Source organism: Streptomyces sp. NPDC002144, from assembly GCF_053593695.1.
The window spans coordinates 17,043-28,119 of the sequence record NZ_JBSFDB010000040.1; the positions used below are offsets into that span (position 1 = coordinate 17,043).

Sequence of the window (11,077 nt, forward strand, 5' to 3'; positions counted from 1 at the left end):
GGTTCGTGCGGTCAGAGAAGTTCGATGAGCGTCGCGTTGGCCTGTCCTCCGCCCTCGCACATCGTCTGCAGGCCGTACCGGATGTTCTCGGCGCGCATGTGGTGGAGCATGGTGGTCATCAGCCGGGCCCCCGATCCGCCCAGGGGATGGCCGAGTGCGATGGCACCGCCGCGAGGGTTGACCCGGGCCATGTCCACCTCGAACTCCGCCGCCCATGCGAGCACCACCGACGCGAAGGCCTCGTTGACCTCGAAGACGCCGATCTCGTCGAGGCCGACTCCGGACTTGGCCAGCACCTTGTGCGTCGCCGGGATCGGGCCGGTCAGCATCGGCATCGGTGCGGAACCGGTGACGACCGCTGTGTGGACGCGGGCGAGAGGTGTCAGACCCAGAGCGGCCGCCGCCTCGCTCGTCGTCATCAGCAACGCGGCCGCACCGTCCGAGATCTGCGAGGAGTTGGCGGCGGTGACGCGGCCGTCTTCGCGGAACGCCGGGCGGAGGGTGCTCAGTTTGTCGAGGGTCCCGCCGCGTCGTATGCCCTCGTCCGTCGTCACGATTGTGTCGGCCGCCGTGATGGGTTCGATCTCCGTGGTGAACAGTCCGGCATCCGTGGCGGTGGCCGCGCGCTCGTGCGAGGTCAGCGCGAACTCGTCGAGCTGGGTGCGGGACAGCCCCCACGCGTCGGCGATCATCTCGGCGCCGATCCCCTGGTTGGGGAACTCCGGGCCGTACCGCTTGACATAGCGCTCGCCCAGCGGGTTGCCGGTTGCCGCCGCGGACCCCATGGGAACCCGGGACATGTTCTCCACGCCGCCGACGACGACCACGTTGTAGTAGCCGGCTATGAGTCCTGCGGCTCCGAAGTGCACGGCCTGCTGCGAGGAGCCGCACTGACGGTCGACCGTGGTCCCCGGTACGGACTCGGGCCAGCCCGCTGACAGCACCGCGGTGCGGGCGATGTCGAAGGTCTGCTCCCCGACCTGGCTGACACATCCCCACACGACGTCGTCGACGAGCCCCGGGTGGATTCCCGTGCGTTCGGCGAGGGCCTCGAGGACATGGGCGGACAGGTCGGCCGGGTGGATGGACGACAGCGCACCGCCGCGCTTCCCGACGGGGGTGCGCACGGCGGCGACGATGACGGCGTCGTTCATGATCTGCTCATTCCTTCTCGGTCCTCACCGCAGCTCGCGCCGCAGGATCTTGCCGGCCGGGCTCCTGGGCAGGTCGCCGACGATCTCGACGACACGGGGGTACTTGTACGCCGCCAACCGCTCCTTGCAGAACGAGATGAGGGCGTCCGGACTGGTCGTCCGGCCGGGCTGGAGGGACACGAACGCCTTGACCGTCTGGCCGCGGTATTCGTGGGGGGCGCCGATCACGGCGGCCTCGCGGACGGCGGGGTGGCCGAGGAGGACGTCCTCCACCTCTCGCGGCCATACCTTGTAGCCGGAGGCGATGATCATGTCGCTCTTCCGGCCGACCAGGTAGAACCAGCCGTCTTCGTCCATCAGTCCTATGTCACCGGTGTGGAGCTCGCCGTCGACGAGCTTCTCCGCCGTCTCGGCCGGCTTGTTCCAGTAGCCGGGGGTGATCTGCGGACCGGAGACGACGAGTTCGCCGGTCTCTCCCGGCAGCAGCTCCGTGCCGTTGTCGTCGATGACACGCACGGACGTGTTGAAGACGGGCACGCCGATCGACAGGGCGCCAGTGTCGGGATCGACGGGCGCCGACATCCCCAGGGGCACGGCGTGTGTCGGCGAGGTGGTCTCGGTCATCCCGTAGATGTTGTGGATGTCCATCCCGGTGCGGGCCCGGATCTTGTCGCGCAGCTGAGGTGCGATCGGTGCGCCGCCGGAGTAGACCGCCCGCAGCGACGCGAAGTCTTCCTTGGCCGCCCCGGGGAGTCCGGAGAGATGGTTGAAGGCGGTGATGGCGCCGACGGTGAACGTCGGCCGGTGTTCGCGGATCGCGTCCAGGACGACCCCGCCGTCGAAACGGTGCGCGAGCACGAGTTTCGAGCCGACCACCAGCGAGACGCAGACGTGCCCGACGAGCCCGGTGATGTGGAACAGCGGAGCGATACCGAGGACGACGTCGTCCTGGCTCAGCTTCATCCACTCGCGGTAGGTGTGGGTGTTGAACGCCAGGCCGCCGTGTGTGTTGATCGCCCCCTTCGGCACACCGGTGGTGCCGGAGGTGTACGTCAGGACCGCCGCCTGCCCGGCGGTCACGCTGACCGGTGCCGGCTTGCGGTCACCGTGCCGGGCGAACACGTCCGTCAGCCGGACGGCCCCGGAGACCGCCGGCTGCTCCGCGACGGGGATGACGCGCTCGTCGTCGCGCTTCTGGTCGTCGCGTGCGGAGGCCACGAAGACCTGCCGAACTTCGGTCTGTTCGCCGTCGAGCACCTCACGGGCAACCGACACGTACAGATCGTCAAGGCTCAGCAGGGCCGTCGCGCCGGAGTCCCTGAGCAGGTAGGACAGTTCGCGCGCCTTGTTCATGGGGTTGATGAGAACCGCGATACCACCGGCCTTCCAGGCCGCGAGGAGTCCGACCACGAACGCCGGGTTGTTCTGGGTGTAGAGCGCGAGCCGGTCGCCGGTGGCGAAGCCCCCCTCCGTCAGGGCGACCGCCAGGGCGTCCGAGCGCTGGTCGAGGTCCCGGAAGGACACGGCGCCGTCGAAATAGGCGATCGCGGTTCTGTCGGGGAACGTGGCGACGGTGGTCGCGAACAGTTCGAGCATCGACTCGGACTCGGGGGTGATCTGCCTCGGGAGATCACCCGGGTACGTGTTCAACCAGGGACGCGCGTTCACCGCACGCCCTCCGGTGCCGCCACGATGTCGTTCCGGAGGACCCCGACGCCCGACACCTCGATCTCGGTCACGTCACCGGGGACGAGGAAACGCGGCGGATTCGCGGCCAGTCCGATACCGCCGGGCGTTCCGGTGGCGATCACGTCGCCGGGGGCCAGGGAGGTGAACCCGGTGATGTACCCCAGAATCGCCGTGAAATCGAAGACGAGCTGATCCAGCGTGGCGTCCTGCCGCAGCTCGCCGTTGACCCGGGTGGTGAGCCGTACCGATCCGAGGTCGTCGAACTCGTCCAGCGTGACCAGGTGGGGACCGAAGGAACCGACGCCGCGGAAGTTCTTGCCGGGCAGCCACTGGCTGTTGTGCAACTGCCAGTCCCGTACGCTCAGGTCGTTGTAGCACGCCAGTCCCGCGATCGCCGCCCGTGCGTCGGCGTCCGTCTCGATCACGGACACATGGCGGCCGATGACGATCGCGACCTCTCCCTCGTAGTCCAGCTGCCTCGTGTTCGGCGGATGGACGACGGGCTGTTCGTGACCGACCTGGGTGTCGGCGAACCGGCTGAAGACGGTGGGGTGTTCGGGCTTGTCGACGTGCCCGGTCTCCTCACGGTGGTCGACGTAGTTGACGCCGACGCACAGGATCTTCGCCGGGTCCGGGACCGGCGGGAGGTACTCGATCTCGGCCAGCGAGTGGGTGGCCTCCCGGCCCGCGCTGAGCCGCTCCAGCCGGTCCGTGAGCCCGCGTTCCAGGAGCTCTCGGACCGAGGCGGCCTCTCCGCCGAGAACCTCGACGCCGTCGATGACACCGTCGTCCGCGAGGACGCCGAACGACACCTTGTCGCCGATGCGATATGTGAGCAGCTTCATCGGTGCTTCTCCTCATGGGTTCCGGCGCGCATCCGCGCCGTGTGAATTCACGGCGTTCAGGCCGCGGTCGGCCCGGCGGCGCCCGTGTAGCGGCGGCGGTGGAACACCAGCGGTGTCTCGCCCGGGACCGCATCGAGGTCGGCGACCTCACCGAGGACGATGAAGTGGTCCCCGGCCTCGTGCAGGGTCGTGATCCGGCAGTCGATCCACGCGGCCACTCCCTCCAGCACCGGTGAGCCGGTGACCGGTGCCGGACGCCAGGTCAGGCCGGCGAACTTGTCGGCGCCGCTGGTGGCGAAGGCCTGGGAAACGTGCTGCTGGTTCACGGTCAGCACGTTCGCGCAGAAGGCGCCGGCCTGCCGTATCCGCGGGAAGCTGCTCGACGTCGCCGCGGGCAGAAACCCGACCAGGGGCGGATTCAGCGACACCGAGAGGAAGGTGCCGACGGCCAGCCCGACCGGCTCGCCGCGGTCCATGGCGGTCACCACGACAACGCTGGTGGGCACCGCGGAGAGGACGTCGCGGAAACGGGCGGCTTCCAGGGCTGCCTCACTCCCGGCGGAGCCGCTCGGTGAGGCCGGTGGTGATGTCCATGCCATTGGTGGAGTCCTTTTCCGGTCAGGCGGGGACTGTGTCGTCGCTGACGGCGCGCACGGCAGGCAGCACCTCGGCGGCGGACAGTTCCATGTCGCGGCGGCCCAAATCGAGCGGGAGCCCCAGCCCGCTGAAACTCAGGTCCAGCCGGCCGGTCTCGGCCTGGTGGAGCTCCCTGAACCGCTTGATCACAGTGGCGGGAGATCCACAGAGGTAGGGCTGTGCGTACCGGAGCCGTCGGTCTCGGCGAAGTTCTCGGTGAAGTCATCAGGGACGGCGCTGGGGGTTATTACCACGCTGTACAACCTCCTGGGATCGGCTCTCGCCGCCGGACCACGGGTACCGCGGCCATGCGCGAACCATCCGGCGACGCCCTTGGGGAGCCAAGGTGAAAGTAACACAGATATGTCTGACTTGAAAATAAACATTTCTATTGACAGTTGTGGAATGTCGTGTTGCGATCTGAAACATGGTTGCTCAGCGGTCAACCGGACGCCCGCGAGCCTGCCGGTCGGAGGACACATGACCGAGTTCGATACCGCCCGCACCGCCGTCATCAACACTCACTGGCAGTACGACATCGTGGCACCCGAGGGGGCCTTCGGGCCGTTCTTCGCCGAGGGCGTGCAGCGGCACGGCGTCATCGCCAAGAACCAGCTGCTCACCCAGGCGGCCCGAGCCGCGGGAGGCTCCGTGATCCACGTCCGGACGGCCTTCCGACCCGACTACGCCGATCTGATCGTCAACTGCCCGCTGCTGGGCCTGGTGGAAGAGCGCAAGGCCCTCGTCGACGGAACGCGCGGCGCGGAACTCATCGAGGAACTCAGCCCCGAGCCAGGCGAGTTGATCATCACCCACACCCGCCTCACCGGCTTCCACGGCACCGAACTCGACGGGATCCTGCGCGGGAAGGGCATCGACACCGTCGTCTTCTCCGGGGTCGCCACCGATCACGTCGTCCAGGGCACCGCCCGCGAGGCGGTCAACCACGGCTACCGCACCCTCATCGTCTCCGACGCGTGCTCGGCGGCCAACGACGAGGCACATCAGGCCGCCCTGGACACCTTCACGCTGCTGGGCGAGATCGTCACCACCGACGACGTCGTGGCCGCCTTCTCCCGCTGAGCCGCGCACACCACGACACCCCCACCGAGACGCAGGAGAAGGCCGATGCCGTCCATCACACCGCCGACCCGCATGCAGTACATCCGCCCCTTCGACCCGGACCGGGCCATCGACACCGGGTTCCCCGGCTACCGCGCACAGTTCCTCTCCCATCTGGAGAGCGCGATCCTGATCAACAGCCACATCGAGGAAGGCGGTTGCGGCCCCGGCCTGCACTACCACCACGTCGACCAGCTGTACTACCTGGTCGAGGGGACCATGAACGTCCAGCTGGGGCACGAGGTCCAGCACATCACCGCCGGCACCCTCGTGTTCATCCCGGCGGGCCTGGCGCACCGCAACTGGAACGACGGGCCGGGCGCCGAGACCCACTTCGAGATGCTCATCCCCGCTCCCGGGCCGATGGCCCAGCTGGCGTACATGGTGGACTCTCCCGACGACGTACCGGCCGCCGACAGCACCGACCACCCCGGTTACACCCGGCGAGTCGATCCCGACGCCCTGGACGAGCCGATGCCGGGTCTCAAGGTGGTCCCTCTGGCCGGCCCCGTGACCGGCGCGCGGCACACCGTCGTCAACTACATGGAAGTCGCTCCCGGCGGGGCCGGGCCGGGCACCCACATCCACGCCTTCGACCAGTACTACCTGGTGCTGGAGGGGGAGCTGACCGTCGAGGTCGCTCTGGAGAAGCATGTCGTCGGCCCCCGCACGCTGGTGGTGCTCCCCGCCGGCGTGCCGCACCGGCAGTACAACGCGGGCACGGTGACGGAGAAGCACATCTCGGTTCTCTCGCCCGCGCCGGAGCCGGTGAAGCCCTGGGACAGCGGTGTGGACTTCAGCGCCAACGGCGACGATGTCTCCGGTCCGCAGTCCGTCTTCGGGGAGATCGGAGCGGGGCGGCCATGACCGAACTGCACGGTGGATACCGGCCGCGCCCGGAGCGCCTGGCGCTGAAGCGGGGCGCGGTGGACTTCTCCGACGACGCCGGAGTGGCGGCGATCATGAAGCTCGTCGCGGGCGCGGAGCTGCCGCCGGTGGGGGAGACCGCCGGCGATCCCTTCGTGGGGATCACGACCGACGGGAAGCCCCTGACCGACCTCTTCACCCTGGCCGACGAGGGTGCCCCGACCGAGCAGGCGGTGCAGAAGGCGCTGGGATATCTGGGCCTGCTCACGTCGGCGCAACAGGCGCTCAGCTCGCTGCCGATCGACGCCACCGAATGGCGGCTGTGGTCCAACGCGTTTCTGACCTTCCCTGAACACGGCCTGCTGTTGCAGGAGTTGCCCGGCCCCGCGCGTGAGGCGGCGCTGTCGGTGATCGAAGCCACCGTCAGCCCCGAAGGCTACGGGCTGCTGCGCGAGGCGATGCGGCTCAACGCCGAACTGGGCAAGTTCGTCGGCAAGTATCCGGACACCCTCACCGAGTACTGCTACCGGTTCACCGTGTTCGGCGAGCCGTCGCTCCAGCAGCCGTGGGGCTGGCAGCTGGCGGGTCACCACATCGACCTTCATGCGGTCTTCATCGGTGGCCAGTTGGTGCTCACGCCGACCTTCCTCGGCGTGGAGTTCGGCGGTGAGTCCGTGTTCGCCGACCACCGTGAGCGCGCCCGGGAGTTCATGGAGTCCCTGAGCGCGGCGCAGCGCGACCGGGCCCTGCTGTACGGCTCGGTGCTGTCCGCGGACCTTCCCCCCGAACTGTCCGGCATCGTCGACGGCCGCCACCGCGCGGCAGCGGGCCGGGACAACCGTGTGCTCCCCTACGTAGGGCTGGAGGGCGACCGGCTGACACCGGGCCAGCGAGAGCTGCTGCTGTCGCTCACCGACCCCTACCTGGAGAACCTGCCCCGAGAGCCTCGCGCGCACCGCCGCAACCAGATCGAGCGCTTCCTCGACGACACCCACCTGGGGTGGATCGGGACGTGGGACGCCGGCGCGCCCTTCTACTACCGGGTGCACAGTCCGGTCGTGCTGATCGAGTACGACAACCACGCCGGCATCTTCCTCGACAACGACGAACCGGAGCCGTACCACGTGCACACCATCGTGCGCACCCCCAACGGCGGCGACTACGGCAAGGACCTGCTGCGTCAGCACTACGAGCACCAGCACCCGCACACGTGACGGAGCAACGCGTTACGGAAGGAGAACCGCCATGGACGTCGGTTTCCTGTTCAACATCCGCCGTCACCCCGAGGAACAGCGCAGCCTGCAGCAGGTCTACCAGGACCACATCGACGACGTCGTCCACGCCGAACAGCTCGGATTCACCCACGCCTGGGCCGGCGAACACCACTTCGCCTGGGACCAGGCGACGCCCGGACTGTTCCCGGTACTGGCCGCCGTCGCGCAACGGACCAGCAGGATCCGGATCGGCACACATGTGACCGTGCTGCCCTACCACCATCCGCTCCGGGTCGCCGAGGACGCCGCGGTGCTCGACATCCTCTCCGGGGGCCGGTTCGAACTCACTGTGGGCGCCGGGTCGTTCTACGAGGAGTTTCGCTCCTACGACGTCGATGCCGCCGAACGCTTCGGGCGGCTCTTCGAAGGGCTGGACGTCATCCTCAAGTGTTTCACTGAGGACGAGTTCAGCCATGACGGCAAGTACTTCACCTTCCCCGGCGTGCGGATGACCACCAAGCCGCTGCAGGAGAGGCTGCCGGTCTGGGTCGCCGCCAGCGGTCCCGTGGGAGTGAAGCGTGTCGCGCGCCGAGGGCTGAACGTCGCCGGCGCTTCCGCGTTCGGTCCGCAGCTCATGGACCTGTTCGACAGCGAGCTGCGCGCCCACGGGTACGACCCCGCCGACCACGGGTCAGGGTTCCTGTCCATGGTGCACGTCGCCGACGACGAGGACCGGGCGTGGGCCGAGGCCGCCCGCGGAGTCCACCACTGGCTCACCTTCCTCGCCGGCCATGAGTGGGTCGGGCTTGAGTTCACCGGCGGCAGACTCGACGTGCCCGAACCCGGCCAACTGCGCGACTGGGCCGCCGACTCGCCGATCCCGTACCACGTCGGCACGCCCGACCAGGTGGCCGAGTCGCTGCTCCGGCGGGTCCGGTCGGCACGTAACACGAACCTCGCCCTTTCCTTCCGCCAGGTGTTCATGGAAACGGCCGCGGTGCGCCGCTCCATGGACCTGTTCGCCGAACACGTCATGCCCGAACTCCGGGCCTGGCAGCACCCCACAGACACCGCCGCTTCTGACAAATGATCAATGAATGAGGAGACATGCCATGCGTGCTGCAGTAGTGAACAGCTTTGGTGGACCCGAGGTCGTGGAGATCGTGGACACCGAGCTGCCCGAGCCGGCGGCGGGGGAGGTGCGGATCAAGGTGGCCGCGGCCGCGCTGAACCCGTGCGATGTCGCGGCGCGGTCCGGGGCCTACGGGGGAGAGGGCAAGCAGATAGGGCTCGGCTGGGACGTCGCCGGGACGATCGACGCGGTCGGTGAGCAGAGCGACTGGAAGGTCGGCGACAGCGTAGTTGCGCTCTTCTTCGGCCTGGTCAAGACGCTGGGCACCCATGCCGAATACGTCGTCGTCCCCGCGGACGCCGTCGCCAAGGCGCCCACGACGGTGGACTCGGCGCACGCCGCGACTCTGCCGCTGAACACGCTGACCGCGCTCCAGGCCCTGGACCTCCTGGAGTTGACGGAGGGCCAGTCCCTCCTGGTGACCGGCGCCGCGGGCGCGGTCGGCGCGTACGCCGTGCAGCTCGCCGTCCGCCGCGGGCTCGTGGTGACGGGCCAGGCACGGGAAAGCGACGAGGAGTTCGTACGGTCGCTCGGGGCGGCGCATGTCACGAGCGGGGAGCCGAAGAGCGTCGACGGTGTCCTCGACGCGGCGATCCTCGGTGAGCAGGCCCTCGCCTGGGTGCGGGACGGCGGCGCCTACGTCGGCCTCCTGCCGCACCTGCTGCCGCCGGCGGAGCGTGGCGTGCGGATCCACGGCATCGAGGTGAACGCCGACGGGGCGAGCCTGACCGAGCTGGTCCGGCTCGCGGACGAGGGGGCGCTGACCCCGCGGGTGGCCGGGACCTATGCCCTGGAGGACGCGGCCAAGGCGCACGCCCGGTTCGCGGAGGGCGGGGTGCGGGGGCGGTTGGTACTGCTGCCCTCGTAACGCCTGGTCCTCCGCACGCTTGATGGCCGGGCGGATCTTCCGCCCGGCCGGGAATTCGCCCCCGGGACACCGGCCGGGCGCGTGTTTCAGATCGCATCACAGAAAGGTTCGGCCGAACCGGACACAGGAGGACCGTTCTCGCGGTCCTCGCCTTGACAGAGCCGTCTTCACAGATCGAGGTTCCCATGACCACCACTTCAGACCTGCCCGCTGCGGCAGGCGCAGACTCCGCAGCCGCCCGCGACGGGCTGCTCGCCGCCCTGGACGCGATTGCCGACGAGCTCGAAGTCGAAGGCCCGGCGTGTGACGAAGCGGGCAAGCTCACCGATCGCACGATGGAGTTGCTGCGAGACAGCGGCCTCGGCTGGATGTATGTGAGCAAGGACCTGGGGGGCTTGGCGTTGACGCCCAGCGACTCGGCCGAGGTCCTCGAACGCTTCGCCTACATCGACGGGTCGATCAGCTGGACAGGAGGAATCTTCGCGGGCGTCGGCTACCTCACGGCGTTCCTCGACAAAGCCGTCGAGAAGGCACTCCTGGCCGACGGGGTGCCGAACTTCTCCGCGACCGCCTACCCCGCCGGACGCGCCGTCCGGGTCGAGGGCGGCTACCGGCTCACCGCGTCCTACTCGTACTGCAGCGGGCTTCCGAACGCGGACTATGTGCTCTGCAACTCGCTGCTCTTCGACGGCGACCAGCCCGTCCCCGGCCCTCCGTTCATGTTCCTCGTACCGGCCTCGGAGACCACCCTTCGGGGCAACTGGGACACGATCGGGCTCCGCGGCACCGGCTCCGTCGACTTCACCGTGGACGACTACTTCGTTCCGGATCACCACGCGGTCCCGCTGCTTCCCGACACCGCCGCCGGTTTGCTGGCACTGGTTCATCTCGGGCGCCAGACGTGGGCGTCCGGCACCACCCGTCGACTCCTCGACGAGATCGCCGCCTTCGCGAGCCGTGAGCCCAAGCCCGGAGCGACCCGGCTCGCGGACAACCCGGTCTTCCGCACCGAGTACGCGGACTTCGAACTGGCCTACCGCTCCGCTCGCGCATTCGGGGCCGAAGTCTTCGCCGAGGTGGACGCCTCGGTGGCAGGTGGGGAGCCCCTCAGCCGTCGGCAGACCGGTCTGCTCGCCGGCGCCAGCGTGCACATGCACGACATCTGCCGGGATCTCGCCCTGTGGGCGTTCAACAAGGGCGGAGGCACCGCACTGCGCGCCGGAACGCTTCAGCGCGTCATCCGCAACGCCCTCGCCGGTTGCCAGCACGCGGTGATCAGCCGCAGTCAGCTGGCGGACATCGGTCATGAACTCATCGGCGCGCCGCCGGAGCTGCAGTGGATGGGACCGGCACTTGTCGTGCCTCCCGGTCGGTGACCGTGCCCGCCCGTGAAGTGGCGGCTTGATGAGTGACAGGACTGGCGACGTTCCGTACTCGACGTGCGGGCGTCGCCTTTTCTGGTGCCGCGTGACACCGAAGTGGGCGGTTGGCTCGGGCCCGCCCGCAGTGCGCGATCCAGGCGGCCATGCCCTCCGGCGTTCCGGAGACGT

11 protein-coding genes are annotated in these 11,077 nt (G+C 68.9%); 6 read left to right on the forward strand and 5 right to left on the reverse strand.

The window, feature by feature from the left end; translation table 11 throughout:
- Positions 1-11 precede the first annotated feature (11 nt).
- The 5 genes from ACWCQ1_RS39730 to ACWCQ1_RS39750 are packed head-to-tail and all read right to left on the reverse strand — an operon-like array spanning position 12 to position 4,474.
- Entirely contained in the window at positions 12-1,154 is a 1,143-nt protein-coding gene (locus ACWCQ1_RS39730) for a thiolase family protein (protein WP_390695844.1), read from the reverse strand.
- Positions 1,155-1,178: 24 nt separating this feature from the next.
- Positions 1,179-2,822, reverse strand: coding sequence for a class I adenylate-forming enzyme family protein (locus ACWCQ1_RS39735; RefSeq protein WP_451028579.1), 1,644 nt, complete (start codon positions 2,820-2,822; stop codon positions 1,179-1,181).
- Positions 2,819-3,688, reverse strand: coding sequence for a fumarylacetoacetate hydrolase family protein (locus ACWCQ1_RS39740; protein ID WP_451028580.1), 870 nt, complete (start codon positions 3,686-3,688; stop codon positions 2,819-2,821). The genes ACWCQ1_RS39735 and ACWCQ1_RS39740 overlap by 4 nt, the downstream gene beginning before the upstream one ends.
- Positions 3,689-3,744: 56 nt before the next feature.
- On the reverse strand, positions 3,745-4,287 hold the full coding sequence (locus ACWCQ1_RS39745) for a flavin reductase family protein (protein WP_390695847.1): 543 nt from the start codon (positions 4,285-4,287) through the stop codon (positions 3,745-3,747).
- 19 nt (positions 4,288-4,306) lie between these two features.
- On the reverse strand, positions 4,307-4,474 hold the full coding sequence (locus tag ACWCQ1_RS39750) for a hypothetical protein (protein ID WP_451028581.1): 168 nt from the start codon (positions 4,472-4,474) through the stop codon (positions 4,307-4,309).
- Positions 4,475-4,804: 330 nt separating this feature from the next.
- On the opposite strand from ACWCQ1_RS39750, the gene ACWCQ1_RS39755 reads away from it, so the two are divergent.
- The 6 genes from ACWCQ1_RS39755 to ACWCQ1_RS39780 all read left to right on the forward strand — a co-directional run bounded on the left by ACWCQ1_RS39755 (position 4,805) and on the right by ACWCQ1_RS39780 (position 10,903).
- Positions 4,805-5,407 carry a cysteine hydrolase family protein gene (locus tag ACWCQ1_RS39755; RefSeq protein ID WP_451028582.1) on the forward strand — a complete coding sequence of 201 codons (603 nt, stop codon included), beginning with the start codon at positions 4,805-4,807 and terminating at the stop codon, positions 5,405-5,407.
- A gap of 45 nt (positions 5,408-5,452) precedes the next feature.
- Entirely contained in the window at positions 5,453-6,313 is an 861-nt protein-coding gene (locus ACWCQ1_RS39760) for a cupin domain-containing protein (protein WP_390695849.1), read from the forward strand.
- On the forward strand, positions 6,310-7,527 hold the full coding sequence (locus tag ACWCQ1_RS39765) for a DUF3500 domain-containing protein (protein WP_451028583.1): 1,218 nt from the start codon (positions 6,310-6,312) through the stop codon (positions 7,525-7,527). Before ACWCQ1_RS39760 ends, ACWCQ1_RS39765 begins: the two co-directional genes overlap by 4 nt.
- Before the next feature lie 31 nt (positions 7,528-7,558).
- The gene (locus tag ACWCQ1_RS39770) at positions 7,559-8,617 is read left to right on the forward strand and encodes an LLM class flavin-dependent oxidoreductase (protein WP_451028584.1); all 1,059 of its coding nucleotides are present in this window, start codon (positions 7,559-7,561) and stop codon (positions 8,615-8,617) included.
- Between the two features lie 22 nt (positions 8,618-8,639).
- Positions 8,640-9,527: an NADP-dependent oxidoreductase gene (locus ACWCQ1_RS39775; RefSeq protein ID WP_390695852.1), complete on the forward strand. Its 888-nt coding sequence runs from the start codon at positions 8,640-8,642 to the stop codon at positions 9,525-9,527.
- A 185-nt stretch (positions 9,528-9,712) separates the two neighbouring features.
- A complete protein-coding gene (locus tag ACWCQ1_RS39780) occupies positions 9,713-10,903 on the forward strand; it encodes an acyl-CoA dehydrogenase family protein (RefSeq protein ID WP_390695853.1) in 1,191 nt (396 codons plus the stop codon).
- Positions 10,904-11,077: the final 174 nt, after the last annotated feature.

Excerpts from the sequence above, each read along its gene's own strand:
- ACWCQ1_RS39730 (WP_390695844.1), bottom strand. The coding sequence starts at position 1,154 with ATGAACGACGCCGTCATCGTCGCCGCCGTGCGCACCCCCGTCGGGAAG.
- ACWCQ1_RS39740 (WP_451028580.1), bottom strand. The coding sequence starts at position 3,688 with ATGAAGCTGCTCACATATCGCATCGGCGACAAGGTGTCGTTCGGCGTC.
- ACWCQ1_RS39745 (WP_390695847.1), bottom strand. The coding sequence starts at position 4,287 with ATGGCATGGACATCACCACCGGCCTCACCGAGCGGCTCCGCCGGGAGT.
- ACWCQ1_RS39755 (WP_451028582.1), top strand. The coding sequence starts at position 4,805 with ATGACCGAGTTCGATACCGCCCGCACCGCCGTCATCAACACTCACTGG.
- ACWCQ1_RS39760 (WP_390695849.1), top strand. The coding sequence starts at position 5,453 with ATGCCGTCCATCACACCGCCGACCCGCATGCAGTACATCCGCCCCTTC.
- ACWCQ1_RS39765 (WP_451028583.1), top strand. The coding sequence starts at position 6,310 with ATGACCGAACTGCACGGTGGATACCGGCCGCGCCCGGAGCGCCTGGCG.
- ACWCQ1_RS39770 (WP_451028584.1), top strand. The coding sequence starts at position 7,559 with ATGGACGTCGGTTTCCTGTTCAACATCCGCCGTCACCCCGAGGAACAG.
- ACWCQ1_RS39775 (WP_390695852.1), top strand. The coding sequence starts at position 8,640 with ATGCGTGCTGCAGTAGTGAACAGCTTTGGTGGACCCGAGGTCGTGGAG.
- ACWCQ1_RS39780 (WP_390695853.1), top strand. The coding sequence starts at position 9,713 with ATGACCACCACTTCAGACCTGCCCGCTGCGGCAGGCGCAGACTCCGCA.